Below are 20,463 nucleotides of genomic sequence, written 5' to 3'. Positions count from 1 at the left end.
GGGTGGAGGCTCGAAATAGATGAGCGACCGACCCGAGGTCAAAATTCAGCGATAGACCGCGTTCGGAGACGATGGCCAACTCGAAGTAACCGAGACGAGCGTCGAAACCTCGCTCGAGGACTTCGGCGCAGACGTCGATCACCGCGATTGGGATTCACGACTCGATCGCCCCGAAGCCAGTGAGTTCGGCGTCGATGACCGGCCGGAAGTAGAGCAAGCATCCGAGGGAGATCAGTCCACGCTCTTTGCGGATACGGACGCCGACCAGCAGACGCTTACAGGTGACGAGGCAGCGATGCAGTGCCTGTTCGACGGTTAACCAACAACCGCCCTCCTTCCCCACTATTGTTGGTTAATGGTGGGTCTGTCGTGCCCTGTGGAGCACTGCGGGGCGACTGAGTCCCGCAGGAGACACCTCATGGCCATTCACGACAGCACAAATCCAGTTAGCAATAGCCCCACTGAAACACACACTGACGCCCGACAGGCGGCGTACGTGGCGTTCCTCCATCGGGTTCCGTTTGCAATCGATGCTTTGACGCTTGGCTTCCTGCCTGGGTTTCGGGAGGATTGTACGTACCAGCAGTCGCAATTCGATACTCTCGAGTGTCCAGTCGGAATGCTCGATAACGATTTTCGGAATCCCGACCTCGACCGATACGTCGATCGGGCACTCGAGTACGAGCCCGACGTGGGTGTCATCGGTGACGCCTACGACGCTACGGAAGCACAGGTGTACGTCGACACGATTCGAGAGCTCCAGGAGAGTCTGCCCGAGACGGAGTTCATCATTGTCCCGAAATGCCAAGCCGCCATTGAGGCAATTCCCGACGATATTGTACTCGGCTACTCGCGAGGCTATGCGGACACACTTGCCCACGAGTTCTCTGATCCCGTTGACTGGCGAGGCCGTCGCGTCCACATCCTCGGTGGGAGCCCACCCAAGCAACTCGAGGTCGTGGAGCAGCTCACTCAGCCAACGCTGACAGGGGAGCCGCCGGCCGACATCGTCGGCCTCGACTGGAATGGGCTGCATCGCGGCGCGCAGTTCGGTGAGTTCTGGACAGCCGACGGCTGGGACGACAGCGGTCGCGACGCGGACCACGTTACGGTCCGGGAGACAGTCCGGCATGGGCTCGCTCGTCTCAAAATGTTCTGGCAGTCTCAGGGCGTCTGGCCCGACTCGCCACCACATGCCAACACCTTCGAAATCGAGTATAAGGGCCCGTCACCGACCGATCTCGACGATGCTGCCTGTACCGAATGTGGAGCGAACGTCTGGACGACTCGCCGCGGTCCCTTCGTCGCCGAATACGATACTGGCGATCTCTGTGGCTACTGCAGCTACGAGTGCTACTTCTTGCACCGCCATCGAAACCACCTCGAGGAAATCGCCGGCGATCAGAGTGTCTACTTCCCGCCCGCGTGACGCTACGAGTGTTTTTCGCGCCCTAGAGAGGGCGAGGGCTCGATCCAGAGAGACCTCCGAGAAGGTGATTTTCCGTGAGTCAACAACAGCGTCCGACCGACAGCTCGATTGATGCGATTCCAGTCGACGTAGCGAACACCCAATCAGGAGAGGTGGATCCCGCCGAAGTGCCCGAGAAGATCACATCGCTCACCCGGGCACTCGCGAGTGAACAGCCACCGACGAACCCGCTCGTCGTCCTGAAGGCAGCCCGCTGGTGGTATATCCATGGAAAGGGTGGAACCGACCCCGCGTTCCGGTGGGCCATCGAGTGGGTACGCCACCTCGCAACCGACAGGCCCAGTGACGTCGAGCGGTTCGACGAGTTCCTCGAGTATCTCGTTACAGTCGGCTTCACTGATGAGAAATACGAACTCCGGTGAACGCTGACGCGAGTTGTTTTTGTGCGCCGTGAGGGGTGCAGCGCGGGCTGAATTGAAGCGATCGCAGTAACATGAATTCTCGACAATTATGGCTACGACCAGTGATTCGTCGGCCTCCTTCGAGGAGACCGACACGCGAAAAGATGAGATGCACAGTACGATCGAACAGTGGATCGACGAACTCGTCGACGACGTTGATGCGGCACACGCCAGTGATGAGTTCCAAGAGTGGCTCGACGTCCAAAGTCGGTTCCACGACTACTCGCATCGCAACACGTTGCTCATCAACCTCCAGTGTCCCGAGGCGACGAAGGTCGCCGGCTTCAACACCTGGCGGAACGAGTTCGACCGGCACGTTCAGGAGGGCGAACAGGCCATCTGGATCTGGGCGCCAATTATTACGAAGCAATGCCCGGAGTGCGAGAACTCACCCAGCTACCACGTGGACAGCGACTGTGAATACGACGAAACGCCACCCGAGGAGTGGTCGAAAGGGCTCGTGGGATTCAAGCCGGCCGCTGTCTTCGACGTCTCGCAGACCGAGGGAGAACCGCTTCCCGAGTTAGAGACAGAAGCAATGGGCGACGCCGAGGACCTCGTCAGTGTACTCAGAGGGGCAGCAGACGAACTCGGCGTGACAGTTCGCATCGTCGGCGCTGATGAGTGGGCGCACGGCGACGCGAAGGGCGTCTGCAAACAGCGGGATATCCACGATTTCACGCCGATCGTGGAGGCGAAAGCACGGACGAAACAAGCCGACCTCGCGGTTACGCTGGTTCACGAGTTCGCTCACGCGTTGCTCCATTTCGATGTCGACGACGAGGCCGAACGGTCAAAGCGCGAATTCGAAGCGGAAGCCGTCGCGTACATCGTTGGTCGGTTTTTCGGACTGGATACGAGCGGGTCGGCGTTCTACCTCGCTGCGTGGCACGGCCACGATCCTGAGGCGATCCAGGATCGACTCGGGCGGATTAGTTCGACCGCTCAGGAGATTATCGAGACGATCGCCGAGGACTGAAGACACCGTCCCCGGAATTAACCAACAAAACTATGCCCCTTGTGTCTGTGTTGGTTAACACAGATCGGCTATGTCCTACGAGCCACCGACGCCCCCAGCGGACCTCTCCACCGACGTCATCGACACACTCGACGACTACTCGCTCGAGCAACTCCGGCGCGTTGCCCGCTATGCCGAGGAACTCGCCGAGTATCGCGAGCGCGAGGCCCGCCTTGCCGAAGCAGACGAGGAAGACGAACTCAACGAGCACCCCGACAATCTTCCCGATGACGTCCCTTCGAAAGCGACACTCACGATCAAAGAGATCAACGACAACCGATACTACTACTGGCAGTGGCGGGATGGAGATCGCATCAAGTCAAAGTACAAGTCCCCAGTGAATTCAGACGAGTAGACGAACTAGCACCCCCAGTCGGATGACCAGGTGTTCGGAGGGGCCCCGTCTGCGAAGTGAAAGACAGAAGCAGTTAGCGCTCGGGTCGTGGAGCAGTCTCATATCGTTTGATGTCGTCGGTCTTCTCCACTCGATCGTAGATCTCTCGGAGTGTCTCCTGCGCTCGGAGGAGTTTGTGCTCCTCGAGGAACTGCCGACCGCTCTCACTGATCCCGTAGAACTTGTACGGGAGGTCGTTCTGTCGACGGTCCTCCGACAAGAGGACTTCCTCGACGATCCCAGTATCGACGAGCTGCTGGAGGTGCTGACGAATCGTCGTCTGGCTCTTGCTCGGGTTGACGTAGTCGAGTTCCTTCAGCGTCGGCAGTTCCGACGGATGCCCGAGAATGTCCTGGAGGAGCGCGAACCGCGTCTCCTGGGTGACGACGTTGAGCCGCTTCCGTACGGACTCCAGGTCACTTGGCGGGTGATCGGACGTACTCATTACCTCGTTGTTCGAGTGGTGCGTGCAAAAGCGTTTCGCTCAAATGCGAATCGTTCTAAGGCGATACAGTTGCTGATGTGGTCGCAACATTAAAGCAGCGCACACGAGAACGCCCGACCAGATGAGTGAGGACTCAGTTACTGTTGATGAACTCGCCAAGAAGGCTGACAGGTATCTCCACGAAGCCTCACTTACTCCGAAGGAGTACGAATCGCTCAAACAGAGCGTCGCCGAACTCACGCCGATTTTTTCGGCAGAGCGTTCGTACTTCGTTCTCGGGAGCTACGGGCGACCGGAAATCCGCCGTCTCCAATTAGTGAAAGATCGCCTCAACAGGCAGCCTGGAGCATACGCATTCCTGATGGTCGATATCCGAAGCGAGTGGACGAATACCTACCTCAAGTTCCGACTGCTCGCCGATTACACGGACGTCATCGTGGGCGTCGCCGAACACGCTCAGGGCGGCTTCCTCGTCGAACAGGGCTACTTCACTGCCCTCGAGGAGTACTTCGCAAAGACCCACGTGTTCAAGCGCGAGTATGACTCGTTGGATGCGGACGCAATCGACACGGGCATCGATACCAACAACCCGTATAGCGGAATGCAGACGGCAATCTTCGAGATGCTTGATGATGGTGGGCGTCTCTGTCGGTGGGCGACTGAAGACGACCTCGTCGAGTGTGCCGAGGCTCTCCTGAGTAGCCAAGAATAACCGTAGATAGAGACGAATCGGTAACTCATACCCCCACGTTTCCGTCGTTTCTCCACGACGTCCTCATCATCAATAGCACCGACGACGAGAAAATCGTAAGACACACTCCCCGTTTTCGAGTTGTAAATGGGAGAGGGCGAGGAGAAGACATATTACACGAAGTCAAGGAGAAAGCCCACGACTTTAGTCGTGGGATGAATCCGACACTCCACTCCACTAACCCCTCTCAATAGCAGGCCCGAGTCTCCCACGCTAATCCATACGCTTACGAACCAATATTACGTAGCACGTAGTGATGAAGCGAACCAACCAGTTCGACGTTCGCCCTCGTTCCAAGAAGGAGCGCGAGGTGTTCGTTCGCTGGTTGGACGCTTCTGCGAGTCTCTGGAACGGGACGAACTACGCTCGCCGTGAAGCCTTCCTCACAGACGAAAGTGTCTGGGACGTCGACACCGGCAGGCTCGAAGGCAAATACAAGGGCGTTCTCAGTAGTTCGGTTGCCCAACAACTCATTCGGAAGAACTCGAAGGCGTGGCGGTCGTTTTTTTCCAGTAACGAGACGTACCACGCCGGGAAACTCGATGCACGCCCGTCGCCACCGGGGTACTGGGGCAACAAGGAGGACGGACGCGTGCTTCGCACGTACGTCCGCAACGACCAGTACACCCTTGAGTTCGGTGACCGATCTCGCCTCGAAATACCGATTGGCTCTGACCTCAAAGACGAACTCGGGCTGAATCGGAATCAGCGCCTTCGTGTTGAGGTTGCGGGCGACCCGAAGTGGAACGGTGAGCAGGGCCGACTCGAACTCGTGTACGACGAACTCGAAGATACGTTCAGGGCTTTCCAACCAGTCACCATCGACAGTTCTCGACTGGATTCACCACTGGCTTCGGAAGAAGCCGCTCTGGACGTTGGCGCGAACAACCTCGTCGCCTGCACGACGACAACCGGCTCCCAATACCTGTACGACGGACGCAATTTGTTCAAGGAGTTCCGCGAAACCACCGAACGAATCGCGCACTATCAGTCGCTCCTCGAAGACCAACGCAAGTCCAGCAAGCGCATCGACCGCTTGTATCGAAAGCGCACGAACCGCCGTAACCACGCACAAGACAGCCTTGTCCGAGACCTCGTTGAACGCCTGTATGGCGAGGGCGTTTCGATGCTGTACGTCGGGGACATCAAGGGCGTTCTCTCAACGCACTGGTCGGCGCGTGTGAACGAGAAGACGCACACCTTCTGGGCGTACCGGCGGTTCATCAACCGCCTCGAAGACGTGTGCGAAGAATACGGCATCACAGTCAAGGAAGAATCCGAAGCGTGGACGAGTCAGGAATGTCCTGTATGCGGTGAACGCGACAATACACTTCGCCACGAGGACTCGCTGACGTGTCCGTGTGGGTTCGAAGGACACGCCGACCTCGGCGCGTCGGAATCGTTCCTGAGACGGCAAACAGCAGTCGGGTCGATGGCACGACCCGTGTACCTCAAGTGGAACAATCACGACTGGCGGGAACACCACAGCCCGCCCTCCATTGCGGAGACAATGGCCAACGAGGCGTACACAAACCAGAGTACCGCACCACGCGGGAATGTCGCTCTCGGGGACTCAGACGACTGAGACTCCCACGAGAGGAATCCCACGACTTCAGTCGTGGGTGGATGTCAAATGTAGTGGAACGTCGCATCTCTCAGATCACCCACCCCCCGTTTTCGAGTAGTAACGAGAAAACTGGTGAATGACACCCCCCATTTTCGAGTAGTAACGAGAAAAATCGGCGAATGACCCCCCCCCCCCCCCCGTTTTCGAGTTGTAACGCCTCCCTCAGATCGAGAACACACCCCGTTTTCGAGTAGTAAATCGGGCGTGAACAAGTCGAGATTAATTCTTGCTCCGGAACTGCTTCAGTCGTTCCCGGACAACTGCACTAATGGTCGCCTCTTCGCGAGACAGATCTTCGAACCGCGAATCTTCGCGGATCGTCTCCATGATCGTTTCCGCATCCTCAGAGAGGGAGAAGTACATATGCACTCCTCTCCCACGACCCTTTCCTCGGCGCTCGAAGTCCAACACTCCGTACGTGCTCTGCTCAGTCACATGGTTTACGAAAGTCTCGCGGCTGTACTGATCCGCATCCATCGCATCAGCAATGAACTGGTACGTCTTGAACGCGGGTCCAGCGGGTATCCACTCAGGATGTTCTCTTGCGTAGTGGGCAGTAGCCGCCACAGCGTAGATGGAGAGTTTCTTTTGAGTCGAGATCCCGCTAATGTGTCGAAGTTTGCGATTTTCAGTGTATTTCTCCTGGGCTTCACGGACATCAGTCTCAGTAACCGAGTCAGCACCACGTCGTTCGGCTAATTCGCCAGCCCACCTGAGGAGATCAATCGCTTTCCGCGCATCCCCGTGCGTTTGAGATCCGAACGCGGCAACAAGCGGGATGACATCATCTGCAAGAGATTCCGGTTTGAAGGCGTCTCGCCGGTTTTGAAGAATACTACGAAGCTGCGTCGCATCGTAATCGTCGAAGAAGATATCGTCAGGATTGTAGGAACTCTGTGCACGGCTGTTGAGATCCTTCATGAAATCGGCATAGTTCGTGATAGTCGTGAGTGATATCGGACCATCAAAGTCGGCGAGTTTTCTAGCTCGTGAAAGCTGGTAGATGAGAGAATTGAACTCTGCCTCCTGATACGGCCCTTCAAGCATATCGATCTCATCAAGGATGAAGATGACACCGTCGTAGTACTCGCGCATCAGTTCGTACAGTCGCTCGAGTTTCTGGTCCGTTGAGACGCCAGTTTGGGGGACACCAGGATCAACACCGAGGTCGTCAGCAGCAGCTCGAACTAACCGATAGACAGCCCGATCTGCAGTCTTCGGCCCCTCACAGTTGATAGAGAGGACCCCGAAGGTCTTGCCTTGTGATTCACACAGCTCGACAATCTGTTTACAGACCGCATGAATAATGAGTGACTTTCCAGTTCCAGATGGGCCGCTCAGGAGCATATCCGGGATGCCTTCGTTCTGGAGCACCGGTTTTAGATTGTCGACGACTCGACCTAGCTGGTCATCACGACCGACAATACGATCCTCGTCGATGATGGTATCTGACCGGACGAGGTCTTTGTTCGCGAAGACTCCACCGGATGATTCGGTTTGTAGTCGATCCCGAATTGAGATGCCGCCATCGTCGCCGTTTGTTGCCTCTTGAGAGTAATCGATAGAATCCGATTCATTCTCGAACGTCATTTGTGACGTATCGGGGGAATCTGCATCCTGGCCCGTCGATTCAAGATTTTCTGGATCAACAGAGGAGGATTCATGACCCTTCTCATCTTCCGGATGATCCGATTCTGTTCTACGTCCCTCTCGTCCCATTATGAATCCCCTCGAACTCCGGGTATAAAAATATGGACCTTTGTGGAGTTGTAACCGGGCGAAATCAGACGATCTAACAACTACAGTCGTACATTCTCGAAGTGAACTAGATACCGTCTTCGGAATCTATCACCCTCCGTTGTCGAGTTGTAACGAATCCTCAAGGATATTCGCCATCGGAATCCTATCGTGACTAGCCCCCCCCCCCCCCCGCCCCGTTTTCGAGTTGTAAGTCTTTGAGAAACGGTAACATATCTGGCACGATTCTCCCACCCTCCCCATTTTCGAGTTGTAAGTGCAAGTGGATCGAATCGAGTATGAAGACAAAACCTACATGATTTGGATTTTGTGAATGATGCTCTGAGTGATAAGATTCGTTTCACACCCCCCGTTTTCGAGTTGTAAGAACCAGGATTGTTGTGAAGGGACGATGCTTGCGGCACCAGTTCACGAGTGACAGTAATATTGACTTACAAGCACGATAATCATAGAGCCGGTTTGTTGATCTTGAATGTTCTACCCCCTCCCCCCTTTTTCGAGTTGTAAACTCGTGACGGTGGGAGGGGTGAACAGCAAAAGAAGTAATCAAACAGCCAATTGTACTGGATACACGAAATAGAAGGTCTGAAAACCAGATTCTGTAATATAAATCTTGCAATGCGAAAGTTTATATCACATATTCACTAACCATAACCGTAATAGGTCATAGGAAACCGGATCATCTAGCCAAGCTATATGATCAAGATCGTAGAGGGAACACGGACTCTCCAATCTCGTTTGGGGTCTTTTCCGGTGTATCTTGATGTTTTAGAGCCTCTCTGCCCGTTTTCAATTTCTCGACTTTCATTCCTTCCGTCTTGAGTGGTCTGTGCCCCAGCGACTTACAACTCGAAAAAGGGGGGAGGGGGTTTGTCAGGTCCAGTCCGTGATACCGACTACACGTGTTCCATTGAGCTTTCGTCGAATGTCCTTGCGATCCCAACCAAGAGAAGAAAGTATGCTTTCGACAGCTCGGACGAACTGCGTCTCGTAGTACGAGGCATCGTAGGTCTCGACCCTTCGTGAGCGAGGGCCCCTCACGCTCCTTGTGTTCGGCCAGCTCCTCGGCGTAGCGGGCGATGTCTCAGAGGTGGTCCGGTGTAGACTCGTTGAGGCTGTTGACTATCTCCGTCGAGAGGTGTGCCGGTGGGGGCGGTGGTTCGTAGGACATCGGCAATTCTTGTGTTAACCAACAAGGAACAACAAACCATAATTTTGTTGGTTAAGACAATCCGGATCTGTCTGCCTCTGCTGGCTATAGGGGACGTCACTCTCGATCATGATTCCTGCCCTTGTTCTGGTTATGATTTCAGGACTTTCCATCAGTTTGGTCTCCAAACTCGAGATCCACAAAATGTGATTGTCTCTACGCCATCGCCAGCTTCGTCCGCTTCAGATAACCCCCAGTTCTACTTTGGAGGTAAGTGGACAAGTTTGAGCCAGAAGTCTTCGACCGCTTGTGCGAGCTCGTCGAGTTCATCCGGCGAGTCCGGCTTTAGTAGGTATGCGTTTGCGTGGGGTTCGTACGACTGGATCACGTCTTCTCTTGTATTTGACGCTGTCAGAACGAGCACGGGTATCTGTTGTAGCTGGAGGTCGCCTTTGAGTTCGGAAAGAATCTCAGTACCGGTCAGTCCAGGCAGATGGAGGTCAAGGAGGACGAGATCTGGACGGGGAGCTTCTGTATAGTCGCCAGATCGATTCAGGTACTCGAGTGCCTGGTCTCCGGTGGAGACAACGTCCACATTATTGGTAGCCTCTGTCGACTCGAACGACTCGATAAAACTTGAGATACTATTTGGATCTGATTCGATGAGAAGCACATCATATGCCCGACTTTCTCGCGATTTGAAATCTTCCCTCACGATTTGCTCTTAGCAAAGTATCCAACGAGGATACTGTTTGTTCCCAACTATTTTGATCCGGGGTCAAATTCGCCGGTATTTGCAGCAGTATTCTACAAAGAAGATTACAGGTGGAAAATGTACCTTCCTGAAGGATTTAGTAGGCGAAAATGCGAGACAAGGGATGGTTAAGACAGTCTATAATATTATCTTTAGCGACTGTCAAGCTATTTGTGATGGTTCAAGAGACTGCAGCTCAATTGACCGATTTTCTGGATGAGCAGTTCGGTGATGATGTCCGCAGTGTCGGCTACTATACTCCGGAAGACATCGAGTTTCTCTACGCCCGTGAAGATGTCGAGTCAGCCTACGACTGTAGCCAACTCCAGCGCGTGTTTCGCGATTACCGATTAGAAGCGCTCGATACCCCACACCAGGAGTCGCTGTATAATCACGGTAATTTGATCGCGACCGCTCGATTTTTTGAACACGCGACATAACTCCATTTCGTCATCGACGAAACCGAAGGGATCGTCGCCTCGATCGATGCGGGTACTGCCGACGATGTTCGCGAGCTAGTGTGTGAGTGTGCAAATGTCGTCAAATCTGGTAGCGCGTAAGTCAAAGTATGGTACAACACCATCCAATAGTCGAATCGGCCGTAAGACCGAGACGTTGGTGGTGTCAGCGGGTGTGTCAAAACGCGGGGAATGATGATGGTTGGTGACTGGAGGATAAGCTAACACCTGGGTAGGCGATCTCCCCCGCCCCGCGCAGTTAACCCTCTTGTGCAGATCTACGTTATTCTATCGGCCAAAACGCGCGTGAGAAGTCCTCATTACGACTTTTCGCAATACATTACCAAGCGCAACCGGCGCAATTAAAATCGGGGCGATGAAAAGGATTGCTCAGATCTGTCGGCAACGACAGATAACGCCCCGCTTATAGTACTGTGAGGCCGCCTACTGTGAGACTATCAGCTCATCTCTCCGTCGACGATAGGCCTTGAACTCTGGATTCGAACTCGAGTTGCCGCTGTTCGAGAGTTCTTCGAGGGGGACGATTCTCACTTAGTCCCAATCACTATAACAAGCGGGTACCATTGAGTGGCATGGCGTGCTCATTCTGGAAGTGGCTATCGTGTCCGGTCTGTGACGAACGGGATGATGTGAAGATGATGGCCTATCGGACCGATATTGTTCTAGAATGCTACGAGTGCGGGCAAATGTCGGAGTATACGATTGGAGAAGATATCCCTATCCACCAACTCGATATTGACGCGATTGCTGAGCGTGCTGACGAGAATAACTGTGATTAAACGAGCGATGTACCTTCAGTATTGATATTCTATTTACTCCCGGACTGCTGATCATCGACTTCGATTCACCGCCCGAGTAAATCGTCCGAATCGAACTCCGTAAACGTCTCTTCTCCGCACACAGCACACATATCTGGTGAAGAAACTGAGCTCGTGCCATAAGCGACTTGGCAGTTGTCACAGACGTGAAGATGGGTTGGGTACGTCATGCAGCTTGTTCGTTAGCCACTTTAATAGCCCTACTCGTAGCACAGGCAACGTCAATCCAGGACTAGGGGCGCTCAGTGAGATGGTCGAGCACGGGCGTCTCTGGTTCGAGCCACTCGAGCCCTGCGAAGAAGAGATGCCGTGTAAACCGGTGACTCGAGGGTTCCGGTACGTGGATACGTAGTTTACGCCGAACCACCGATAACACTTAAATTGTTTACAGGTCGATTGCCAGTACGGGAATGAATGAGCCAGAACCAGATGGGATCGAACTCCCTGATGCCGAGCTCCGGTTCGATTTGGGAGAGTACGAAGAGACCGTGTTGTCATTGATTCTCCTCGTCCGAGGACTCACCGCTATAGCGCTCATTTTGACCCTTTTGATCTGGACGCTCATCACCGCTAACTCCGTGTTTGGGTCCCGGCCGGTCACCTACCTTTTCGGATGGCTTCCAGCTATTTTCGTGATGGGGGCTACTGTGTATCTCCTCGGGAAGTTGTACGAGTAAGACCGTGTCTCGAGGGTTCCGGTACGTAGATCAGTAAAATTCCCAACAACTATTGGAACCCCGCTCACAGTCTCGCCTATGGTAGCCGATCAAGACGGTTCTCCCGATCTACAGTTACGGTTCTCGGGAGGTCACTATGAAGACCACATCGTCACCGCGATCTTAGCCCTTCAGGTCGCCCTCGCTGGGGTCGGAGTCATGGGACTCGCTTTTGTCTTCCTCGCAATGGGCGGTCGCCCACCCCTGTTCGTTGCGGTGGCCATCTTCCCGCTGGCGCTCGCATATCTCCTTACCTATCTGTACGAGTAGTCACTCCTCAAAATCAGGTCCAGGTTCGTGAATCAGTAGGGAAGACGGCCACCCGGGTGAAGATGGCCGCCCATGGGGTTGCAGCGCGTTCGCGCCGCTATGCAAACTGGCCTGCGTACCCTGGGGCTACAGGGATCAGGCCACTTCAGCGTATGCTACCGAATGGCAAGATGATTTGCCCGTCGTATTCAGGGAGCACTCGCTTGAGTTCCGAGGGAAAAGGGTCCTGAATGCCGCTGGCTCGACGGGTTCGGTACGTGGATTAGGTCCGGTCCATGAGTGCGCCCGTCTGCTCAACGTGGCGCTATTCGTTTTCAAACACCTCACTCACGTCTTCGCTCAGCTCGCTCGCCTCGATATGGGAGTACATTTGCGAGGTCGTCTTCGGATCGGCGTGTCGGAGCATCCGTTGAGCCGTCGCGGCGCCACGCTCGCGAAAGAGTGTCTCCCCGACCCCCCGGCGGGTGCCATGCAACGTCAGATAATCACCATCTTCAAGATCGGGAATTTCTGTCGTATCTGAGAAGCGCTTCAACAGCGTGCGTACGCCCGATGTCAAGAGCGACGGTGGTTCGATGTCATTTTCGAGGACGTAATCCCACGGGTTTCCGTCGGGCCGGTCGTATCCGGCGCCGTCGATCGCCCCATACAGCGACGGTGGGTGCTGAGAAGGGAAGATCGGCCACCCGTCGGCCGGCGGGTCGACGATCTGGTACAGCCGCTCGAGGGGTGGGACCGCCTTCGACGTGAGCGGCGTCTCTTCGCGTTGCTGGTTCTTCCCCAGGACCGGTGATCGTACCGGCCTCGAGGTCGACGCTGTGGCATCTGAGGCCGTTACGCCGGGGGTCGTTCTGATCGGCGAGGATCTCAGCGCCGCGCACGCCCGAGTACGCGAGGACAGTGATGAGTGCCCGGCCACGGGCTTCTTCGATAGCGTCCAATCCTTTCTCGTCGATCGCTTCCCGAACTCGTTCGTCGATGTAGTCCACGGTCGCCCGGCGCTGTTCGACGATCCAGAACTGTTGATCGCCGCTGTTCGAGGACGGACGCGGCGGCATGTCGTCTTTCGCGGCCTGTTTCTCGGCAGGGTTCTCCGCGAGGTAGTCGTATTTGACCTCCCATGAGAGGAACACCGAGACCTGATTGTAGTAGGTCCACGCCGTCGACGTCCTCGGACTGGCCGGCCTTGACGCGCCGTTAGAGGTGGGCGGCGTAGTTCCCCATCGTTCGCTTGCTCACGCCCTCGAGTGTGTCGACGCCACGATCGTCACACCAGCCGATCCACTTCTCGAGCACGCGGTCGAGATTCTTCGCGACGTTGGTGAGGATGATCTATTCTGGGAGTTCTACGACCGATTTGAGCGCGAGGAGCGCTTCGAGAGCAAAGTCGAACGGCTCGAGAGTGAGTTGGAGTTACTTCGCGAGCAGGTCGAATAGAACAATTGATGCGGTGGGGCGTTATTCTTTAATCCAGTGCGGCGATTTCTTCTCAACTCGCCGCCGTATCCGTTCCAGTTCCCTCTCCCCGATAGAATGGGGCTCCAACATCGGTAAGCTCTTTCACACTGCAAAGCTTATCTTCGAGATTCCCCGGGCCCGAGCGAATCCAAACCCGAGGTCGTTGAATAACGATTGGAGTAGCCGTTTCTCCCATTCGGTTACTGAGTTTGACGTATGTACTGCTAATGCCCACAGACCAATTGCCTCGCCGTTAAATTTGGAGGTTTGATATTTCGACAGCTGTTTTACGGCCTCGGCCGCCGGGCTCCCGGTGCTTCCATGCATTAGTTTTAGCTCAAAACCGATTTTCCAATGGACCGATGCTCTGCGATCACGTCGGCCCTACAGTCCCCACTGTCCGACCGCACTTCTGTCCGTACGTCCCAGTGGTATCGCTCCAGGCGTTCTACAAACTGCTCTTGAAAGTCCCTCTCAGATTCTATCGTTGCCATTTTGAATCACCGTTCGAACGCATCCGCTAGCTGCTCTTTCATGAACTCTCGTCGACGTCGACGGGCTTCCTCTTCGCCGAGGTAATTCGAGACGACGACCGACGCGTCCTTGCTCCCCTGCTCGCTCGCAATCGCTGAGACCTCCTTCGAGAGGCGCTGGACCGCCTCGAGATACGCTCGGTACCAGAATCGTCGCCCATACTGGGGCGTCGGTACCTCGCCGCGTACGGTCACGTCTGCGCGCTCAGCGAGGCGCTTGAATCGAGACGTGATCGTATCCGGAGCGACGTGGCCGCTTGCGGCTCTCGTCGATGGGAAGAGGTGGCCGTTCCAGCTGTCGCGCTCGTCGAGCTGGAGCCAGCGATCCTCGAGCGTCTCGAGGCCGTAGTGTATTGTCACCGTCCCCGGGCCGTTCTTGCGTTCGTTTCCGAAGACGATTCGGGGGTCGCCGTCGTCGATTTCCGTCTGGCTCGTCGAGAGGGCTGCCACCTCACCGCGTCGAAGCCCCCATCCACAGGTCGCGACGACCAGGAGTCGATCGGAGAGCGATTCACACGCATCTGCGAGCGCCCGGACATGGTGTGCCTCGAGCGCTGACGGGTTGCGCTCTTCAGCGTCGGGCGTCTCGTTCTTCCAGCGGTAGTCGTGCGGGGCACCGAGTGCCGGGTTGTATTTGGCGTCCCGATCGCCCTCGAGCCACGCGTAAAACGACACCACGTCAGTCAAGTGCTTATGTTTCGATTCCGCGCTCGAGAGGTCGACGTCGAACGAGTCGAAGACCCCACGTACGCGCTGGCGTTCGTCTCGACGAACGACGGTGTCCTCCCGGACCCGTACGACAATATCGGCGCTGTCGTAGTGATCCGCGTAGGTACGGACGTAGCGAGCGAGCCGTGAACGCTTGGAGGCGACCGTCTGTTCTGACGTTCCTTTCCGGCGGAGGTAAGTCGTCAGGTACAACTCGAGTTCCTGCGTGGTGGTTTCGTCGTCAATACCCCAGGTGTAGGAGTTCTCAGAATTGGGCTCTGGATAGCCGACCGTCGCGAGGAACTGGCTCAACGTGAGCTCGTGATGTTCGCGAAGCGCGTATGCGATTCCGGAGTAGCCAGACTCGCTGATCTCCTCGTAGGTCGGCCGCGTCGAGAGGTCGAGGCCGTCCCGTGCGAGGTCGGGCTCGATGTAGGCGTTCCAGTAGTGCTGGAGTTCCTCGAGAGACATCCGCGACCAGTTGATGGTATCGCTCTGGCTCATCGCCTCACCCGCTCGAGAATGCCGTTTCCTGTGGCCCTGGTGAATTCTAAATCTCTCATTCTCGTACGTTTCGCCACAACTGACAATCACGTAAAACTACCGCTAAGATCTTTGTCTGGATGAGACAACCGAGATAAGTAACACAGGCCACCAATTCATTAAGAACCGTTGTAAACCAATTATCGATGTATGGAAATTCCGACCCCCAGTCCTATATACGAATCGTCCAGATATCAACGTCTGACGCCTGTTAGCACTCGGATAGGAAAGGGAGGGGTATACGGTTGTTCAATCTATTATCGTCATGGCCACAGCCACGGCCGCCACGGCTGCCAAAACTATCATACCAATTCTTCCGGATCGGCTAGCAAGAATCTCGTATTGTGGGTCTTTCAATAGAAAAACAAGCAATATGTATGTGATTCCGACCGCTGTGGCGAGAAACCCGTTTTTGAGTAACTTGACTCTTTGTCGTTTGTTTATATACCTTGGTTTTGATTATATTTCTGACAGTATATGCCTAGCACGTCATTCAATCTGGAACAGTGCGTCCTCGAGCCCCGGCCCGTGCTCGCCAGCCACGCTTTCGGCGAGTGTCAGCGCCCGACCGCTTCGGTCGGGGTCATGGAGGTCGCATTCGCGTGCGCATTTGATCAGCGCCTCGACGATGAGCAGGTCGTCCTGTGAGTGCATCGCCGGCGTTGGCCGCGTATTCGGTTAAAAAGGGTCGGATTAGATGTTCGCACCCATTCGCGAAGGACGTCTTCTGCATCGTCGAGGTTCTGCATCCGACAATGCAGATCGCTTCGCGAACGTCGTGCTTATAGAGGTTGTCACCGATTCGACGCTCTAGCGCACACCGAGCCACCTTCTCTTTCTCAGGGGGTTCCTCGTAGACGAATAGCTGATGGACATCGTTGCGGTCGTCTTTGACAGAATCACGGGCCAGTATGATCAGTAAGTCTGACTGGTCAAACTGGTCAGTATTACCCATAGACTGCACTGGATTTTCGTCGGGTACTGGCTGCTCAGAATCCTTAGACACACTGGCCGGTTCGTCTGGTTCGTTGTCAGCAAACGAATCGGTAGCACCGGTTTCCATACTTTCACCTTTGTGGTCTCGAACTGTTTCTCGAGGTACGGTGCTAGCTTGGGGTGACCGGTGACGACTAGCTATATCCCGGTTGAACGATATTCCCCGGGCCTGGTGATTTCACGCAGCTGCCGACATCACCTACCTCTGGTGGTTGACTGGGGCGGTTGAACACTTTTGAGACATTCCTCGAACACTACCGGGAACCTACAGACCAGATTCCCAATAGCGGGAACACAGATAGTTGACTGTCTGTAGTAGTTGTGCTGTAGAGAAAATGCGTAGTAGACTGGCTGAGAGTCATGATATCTGTCGTTTTACAGCAAATATTTCCCTCTCAAATTGTAAGGAGGTGTATGGGGGGTAACAATGACGACAGCAGTTCGATACGAGATGAATACGATTGGTCGGCTACGAGACCGAGCATCGCCGTAATCAACGCTGTTGCGCATGCTGAAGACGTTGAAATAACTGACGTTTCGGACACTCTCGATATGACATTGTATGATCAAGTCGATCCAGATGCTCTCGATACACTGGTCTTCTCTTCTGACCATGTTTCGGTCGCCTTCTCTGTCGACGATTACGAAGTCCAGATTGAAGGAAATGAGGTAGTAGTCAGTGATGAATAACCCCCTATTGCTTCTCTTTGATCGTTCGACGCCTGACAAATAGACGGTTTAGCAGGGGTGGATTGATTGCATTTGACATCCTCCCCGCCCTGAAGGGCGGGGATTTCTCCTTGCATTCCCGTAATTGTGCGAGAATTACGTAAGGGAGTGGCGGTAGAGAGCGTTAAATGCTAATACGGCAACTATTGAATATGGTCACATTGGACGAAGTCTTTGAATTGTTGAAGGACCAGAGACGGCGATATGTTTTGTATTGTCTCTACGAAAAGGACGGACCAGTAGCCGTTTCTGAACTGGTGGAAAAAATAGAGACGTGGGAAGACGACCCACCGGGGACAGATGAGGATATAGATCGGTTCGAAAAAATTGCTCTCGATTTGAAACATGTACACCTTCCAAAATCTGCTGAAGTGGAGTTCATCCAGTACGACAAAGAACAAGGGGTTATTCAGGCCCAGGGTTCCCCCGAGGAGTTTGACGCCGTTCTCACTATTGCAATGATAATCGAAGAACCAGAAGAGGCAGACGAAACCTAAACAGAGGCCATCATCTCACTCACAATTGTAGAACCCTTAATCAATATTGTCACAAACTTAACTCCCGAAACCATAGCAACTACCAATTCAACCGATCCATAGAGACACCTCTTAGTTTTCTTTCGGAGGCAACCGGACAGTCCTTAGCCAGAAATCTTCAATCACCTGTGCAAGTTGATCAAGTTCATCTGATGAATCGGGTTTTTGCAGGTATGCGTTCGCATAGAGATCGTACGACTGAACGATATCTTCTGTTGCATCCGACGTGGTTAGAACGAGCACAGGAATCTGACGTAACACAGGTCTGTTTTTGAGCTCGGCAAGAATCTCGGTTCCGCTCGGTCCAGACAATTGGAGATCGAGGAGTACGAGATCGGGGCGGGGCGCGTCCGAATAGTCGCCCTTTCGATTCAGAAACTCGAGCGCTTCGTTGCCCGTCGAGACAACAGTTACGTTATTAGTGACCTCTGTTGCCTCGAACGAGTCGATGAACCGTGAAACGCTACCAGGGTCAGGCTCAATGAGAAGGACATCATATTTACGAAAATCTCGCTGTAGAACGTTATTCGTCACAATCCTACTTTCAGCAATGTGCCCGCTGGGGATACCGATCATTCCCAAATGTTTTGGCTGAGTGGAATATTTGCCATCGCATATGTCGACCAATTCATGAGGTAGTGATATGCGATTTCTTGTAGGTTCAGCCTTCAAAAGGGTAGAGGCATCACTCAGGGGTAGCCTACATTCTTATTATCAAAGGCTATCAATTTATTTGATATGGTACGAGAAGCGGCGGGCGAACTCCATGGCTACTTGGAGGAGGAGTTCGACGACGATCTGCGGAGCGTTGGATACTATACGCCCGAAGAGAGCGAGTTCCTGTTCACTCGAGATGATGTTGAGTCAGCATATGACTGTGGCGACCTCCAGCGAGTCTTCCGCGATAACCGATTAGAAGCGCTCGATACGCCACACCAAGAATCGCTATATGCTCATGGGAGATTACTCGCAACCACACGATTTTTCGAAGATGCAACAGAGCTACATTTCGTCGTCGGCGAAACCCAAGGAATTGCTGCTGCGATTGATGCGGGGGCTGCTGACGATGTTCGTGAGTTAGTGAGTGCGTGTGCCGATGTCGTTGATGTCGGTATCGAGTAATCAGTGCTACAGTGGACTGAGGTAGTGTTTTCAAAATCGGCCTCAATGGCTGGAGACGTTGGTGTCACCAGTCGGTGTGTCAAACGCGGGAAAATGATGGTTAGTGATTGGAGGATCCCCAGCAACACCTGGGCTAGCGATGTCCCCCTCTCCGTGCAAGCGACAGTCTCGCTTGGTCCGATATTATTCTAACGGCCAGGTTGTACGCGAGAGAGACTCTTCGTGCTGTTTCTGATTTGACCTTGACCACCACAAGGAGATACCTTGAGTGTCTCAACCGCGAGAAAGTTGTCCTATGATGTATCACCAAGATTGGCCGTTCAATGTGCTTCCATAAGTCGGGCTAGATATCTGCGCCCCACTCACGAAGGATGGATTCGGCGTCATCGAGATTCTGCATCCCGGCGAGGTAGATGGCTTCGCGAACGTCGAGCTTGTAGAGGTCATCGCCGATCCGATCCTCGAGCGCCCGCCGGGCTGACTTCTCTTTCTCGGAGGTCTGCTCGTAGACGAATAGCTGGTGGACGTCATCACGGTCATCCTTCACAGAATCACGGGTCAGTATGAGTGGTAGGTCTGACCGGTCAAACTGACTGGTATTACTCGCAGACGGCTCCGGGTTTTCTGTCTCCGGCTTCGGGTCAGACTGCTCAGTCATACTGGCCAGTTCGTCTGGTTCGTCGTCCTGGTCGTCGTCAGCAAACGGATCAGTAGCACCAGTTTTCATGCTTTCACCTCGGTGGTCTCGAACTGTTTCTCGAGGTATGCTGCGAGCTCATCGAACTTCTCGAGCGTCGGTCGCTCGTAGTCACGGAGGTCACGGTAGTCATCGTTCGCGTCGAGTTCGTAGACACTGACTTGGTTGTCCCACGCGTCGCCGAGCATCGAGCCACGCTCGCCGATCGTGACCGGGGCGATCGGGATATCCTCCTCTTCGAGTAAAGCGATATACTTCTGATTGACGTTCGTCCCTTTCACCTTGTTCGGGACGGCGCCGAGAACGCCAACGTCGATATCCTCGAGTTCCGCCTCGAGGCCCTTGATGACGTCACGCAGTCCATCGACGCTTTTCTCGCCTTTCGGCGACGGCTCGAACGGGATGAGAAGGTTCGACGTTGCATAAACTGCGTTGTAGAGATGCTGCCCCTCCGATGCCGGCGGATCGATGAGAATTACGTCGTACTCGGTCGGAACGCCAGCGTCGATGAGCACGCGTCGGAGTTGTTTCTCTTTCTCAAAGACGTAATTTGGATCTGGGTTTGTGTCCTCCTCGAGATCGGCAGCTTTCGTCAGGAGCTCGTCGAGCGTACCGAGCATATTGTGACTCGGAACGATATCGACGCCTTCGGAGGTGCGCACGATCTCCTCGAACGGGCCGCGCGGCCTACCGATCATATGGAGTACGAGATTGTCGACCTCGCTGTTGGCTTTGTCGTCGTCGACGCCGAAGTGATGCGTAAGCCCGCCATCCTGGGGGTCCATGTCGATCGCCAGAACGCGGTTTCCCTGTTCGACGTGTGCTCGAGCGAGGTTGACGGTAAACGTCGTCTTCCCGACGCCACCAGCCTCAGACCACACCGTGTACGGAATCATACAGACTATCCAGATGGTCTATTAGTATATAAATACTAGTCAGACAGTTCAGTAATACTGACCAGTGTTGCTGATTGGTCATACTGTCCAGTGTGGTTCCCAATGCACACGCAGATACTCATGAACATACCAACTCAAGACTAGGCTTAATACGTCAAAAGTCGTGGATGAGTTC

23 protein-coding genes and 2 pseudogenes are annotated in these 20,463 nt (G+C 54.4%); 13 read left to right on the top strand and 12 right to left on the bottom strand.

Annotation, left to right across the window (positions count from 1 at the left end):
- Positions 1-19: 19 nt before the first annotated feature.
- The 5 genes and pseudogenes from NGM29_RS21355 (at position 20) to NGM29_RS20065 (ending at position 3,263) form a co-directional block, all read left to right on the top strand.
- Positions 20-319 (top strand): annotated as a pseudogene (locus NGM29_RS21355) (hypothetical protein).
- A 99-nt stretch (positions 320-418) separates the two neighbouring features.
- Positions 419-1,429: a DUF6610 family protein gene (locus NGM29_RS20080; protein WP_254161398.1), complete on the top strand. Its 1,011-nt coding sequence runs from the start codon at positions 419-421 to the stop codon at positions 1,427-1,429.
- Positions 1,430-1,503: 74 nt separating this feature from the next.
- On the top strand, positions 1,504-1,851 hold the full coding sequence (locus NGM29_RS20075) for a DUF8013 domain-containing protein (protein ID WP_254161396.1): 348 nt from the start codon (positions 1,504-1,506) through the stop codon (positions 1,849-1,851).
- A gap of 88 nt (positions 1,852-1,939) precedes the next feature.
- Positions 1,940-2,869, top strand: a complete 930-nt coding sequence (locus NGM29_RS20070) for an ImmA/IrrE family metallo-endopeptidase (RefSeq protein WP_254161394.1) — start codon at positions 1,940-1,942, stop codon at positions 2,867-2,869.
- Between the two features lie 70 nt (positions 2,870-2,939).
- Complete coding sequence (locus NGM29_RS20065) at positions 2,940-3,263, top strand: DUF6788 family protein (protein WP_254161392.1); 324 nt, start codon at positions 2,940-2,942, stop codon at positions 3,261-3,263.
- Positions 3,264-3,336: 73 nt separating this feature from the next.
- Here NGM29_RS20065 and NGM29_RS20060 read toward each other — a convergent pair whose 3' ends face one another.
- Positions 3,337-3,747, bottom strand: a complete 411-nt coding sequence (locus tag NGM29_RS20060) for a helix-turn-helix domain-containing protein (RefSeq protein WP_254161390.1) — start codon at positions 3,745-3,747, stop codon at positions 3,337-3,339.
- Between the two features lie 121 nt (positions 3,748-3,868).
- Between NGM29_RS20060 and NGM29_RS20055 the strand changes: the two genes are divergently transcribed.
- On the top strand, positions 3,869-4,459 hold the full coding sequence (locus NGM29_RS20055; protein WP_254161388.1) for a DUF8170 family protein: 591 nt from the start codon (positions 3,869-3,871) through the stop codon (positions 4,457-4,459).
- A 295-nt stretch (positions 4,460-4,754) separates the two neighbouring features.
- Positions 4,755-6,083: an RNA-guided endonuclease InsQ/TnpB family protein gene (locus NGM29_RS20050; RefSeq protein ID WP_254161386.1), complete on the top strand. Its 1,329-nt coding sequence runs from the start codon at positions 4,755-4,757 to the stop codon at positions 6,081-6,083.
- A 261-nt stretch (positions 6,084-6,344) separates the two neighbouring features.
- Here NGM29_RS20050 and NGM29_RS20045 read toward each other — a convergent pair whose 3' ends face one another.
- The 3 genes and pseudogenes from NGM29_RS20045 to NGM29_RS20040 form a co-directional block, all read right to left on the bottom strand.
- A complete protein-coding gene (locus tag NGM29_RS20045) occupies positions 6,345-7,844 on the bottom strand; it encodes a Cdc6/Cdc18 family protein (RefSeq protein WP_254161384.1) in 1,500 nt (499 codons plus the stop codon).
- A 912-nt stretch (positions 7,845-8,756) separates the two neighbouring features.
- Positions 8,757-8,917: pseudogene (locus NGM29_RS21550) on the bottom strand (DNA polymerase domain-containing protein); the annotation flags it as partial.
- 375 nt (positions 8,918-9,292) lie between these two features.
- Positions 9,293-9,706 carry a response regulator gene (locus tag NGM29_RS20040; RefSeq protein WP_254161382.1) on the bottom strand — a complete coding sequence of 138 codons (414 nt, stop codon included), beginning with the start codon at positions 9,704-9,706 and terminating at the stop codon, positions 9,293-9,295.
- Between the two features lie 257 nt (positions 9,707-9,963).
- On the opposite strand from NGM29_RS20040, the gene NGM29_RS20035 reads away from it, so the two are divergent.
- The 3 genes from NGM29_RS20035 to NGM29_RS20025 all read left to right on the top strand — a co-directional run bounded on the left by NGM29_RS20035 (position 9,964) and on the right by NGM29_RS20025 (position 12,070).
- Positions 9,964-10,227 carry a DUF7522 family protein gene (locus NGM29_RS20035; protein WP_254161380.1) on the top strand — a complete coding sequence of 88 codons (264 nt, stop codon included), beginning with the start codon at positions 9,964-9,966 and terminating at the stop codon, positions 10,225-10,227.
- Between the two features lie 1,267 nt (positions 10,228-11,494).
- The gene (locus NGM29_RS20030) at positions 11,495-11,761 is read left to right on the top strand and encodes a hypothetical protein (protein ID WP_254161378.1); all 267 of its coding nucleotides are present in this window, start codon (positions 11,495-11,497) and stop codon (positions 11,759-11,761) included.
- A 78-nt stretch (positions 11,762-11,839) separates the two neighbouring features.
- Positions 11,840-12,070, top strand: a complete 231-nt coding sequence (locus tag NGM29_RS20025) for a hypothetical protein (protein WP_254161376.1) — start codon at positions 11,840-11,842, stop codon at positions 12,068-12,070.
- 304 nt (positions 12,071-12,374) lie between these two features.
- Here NGM29_RS20025 and NGM29_RS20020 read toward each other — a convergent pair whose 3' ends face one another.
- The 5 genes from NGM29_RS20020 to NGM29_RS21630 all read right to left on the bottom strand — a co-directional run bounded on the left by NGM29_RS20020 (position 12,375) and on the right by NGM29_RS21630 (position 16,267).
- Complete coding sequence (locus tag NGM29_RS20020) at positions 12,375-12,629, bottom strand: hypothetical protein (RefSeq protein WP_254161374.1); 255 nt, start codon at positions 12,627-12,629, stop codon at positions 12,375-12,377.
- Between the two features lie 19 nt (positions 12,630-12,648).
- Complete coding sequence (locus NGM29_RS20015; protein WP_254161372.1) at positions 12,649-13,203, bottom strand: hypothetical protein; 555 nt, start codon at positions 13,201-13,203, stop codon at positions 12,649-12,651.
- A gap of 825 nt (positions 13,204-14,028) precedes the next feature.
- Positions 14,029-15,273: a tyrosine-type recombinase/integrase gene (locus NGM29_RS20010; RefSeq protein WP_254161370.1), complete on the bottom strand. Its 1,245-nt coding sequence runs from the start codon at positions 15,271-15,273 to the stop codon at positions 14,029-14,031.
- Positions 15,274-15,801: 528 nt separating this feature from the next.
- Positions 15,802-15,966: a hypothetical protein gene (locus tag NGM29_RS20005; protein ID WP_254161368.1), complete on the bottom strand. Its 165-nt coding sequence runs from the start codon at positions 15,964-15,966 to the stop codon at positions 15,802-15,804.
- Complete coding sequence (locus NGM29_RS21630; protein WP_484549585.1) at positions 15,896-16,267, bottom strand: DUF7970 domain-containing protein; 372 nt, start codon at positions 16,265-16,267, stop codon at positions 15,896-15,898. The genes NGM29_RS20005 and NGM29_RS21630 overlap by 71 nt, the downstream gene beginning before the upstream one ends.
- A gap of 455 nt (positions 16,268-16,722) precedes the next feature.
- On the opposite strand from NGM29_RS21630, the gene NGM29_RS20000 reads away from it, so the two are divergent.
- Together NGM29_RS20000 and NGM29_RS19995 are read left to right on the top strand one after the other, a co-directional pair.
- A complete protein-coding gene (locus tag NGM29_RS20000; protein ID WP_254161366.1) occupies positions 16,723-16,998 on the top strand; it encodes a HalOD1 output domain-containing protein in 276 nt (91 codons plus the stop codon).
- Positions 16,999-17,189: 191 nt separating this feature from the next.
- Positions 17,190-17,534, top strand: coding sequence for a DUF7344 domain-containing protein (locus tag NGM29_RS19995; RefSeq protein WP_254161364.1), 345 nt, complete (start codon positions 17,190-17,192; stop codon positions 17,532-17,534).
- 111 nt (positions 17,535-17,645) lie between these two features.
- Here the strand turns inward: NGM29_RS19995 and NGM29_RS19990 are convergent, their stop codons facing one another.
- The gene (locus NGM29_RS19990) at positions 17,646-18,149 is read right to left on the bottom strand and encodes a response regulator (RefSeq protein ID WP_254161362.1); all 504 of its coding nucleotides are present in this window, start codon (positions 18,147-18,149) and stop codon (positions 17,646-17,648) included.
- A 162-nt stretch (positions 18,150-18,311) separates the two neighbouring features.
- On the opposite strand from NGM29_RS19990, the gene NGM29_RS19985 reads away from it, so the two are divergent.
- Complete coding sequence (locus tag NGM29_RS19985) at positions 18,312-18,695, top strand: DUF7522 family protein (protein WP_254161360.1); 384 nt, start codon at positions 18,312-18,314, stop codon at positions 18,693-18,695.
- Between the two features lie 343 nt (positions 18,696-19,038).
- On the opposite strand, the gene NGM29_RS21625 is transcribed toward NGM29_RS19985, so the two are convergent.
- Positions 19,039-19,353 carry a DUF7970 domain-containing protein gene (locus tag NGM29_RS21625; RefSeq protein ID WP_484549583.1) on the bottom strand — a complete coding sequence of 105 codons (315 nt, stop codon included), beginning with the start codon at positions 19,351-19,353 and terminating at the stop codon, positions 19,039-19,041.
- Positions 19,354-19,418: 65 nt separating this feature from the next.
- A complete protein-coding gene (locus NGM29_RS19975; protein WP_254161356.1) occupies positions 19,419-20,288 on the bottom strand; it encodes a ParA family protein in 870 nt (289 codons plus the stop codon).
- Positions 20,289-20,463 lie beyond the last annotated feature (175 nt).

The sequence above is a fragment of the Natronosalvus rutilus genome, assembly GCF_024204665.1.
Classification (GTDB): Archaea; Halobacteriota; Halobacteria; order Halobacteriales; family Natrialbaceae; genus Natronosalvus; species Natronosalvus rutilus.
The sequence above is the reverse complement of the archived record's forward strand: the minus strand, read 5'-3'. Positions and strand labels throughout refer to the sequence as shown.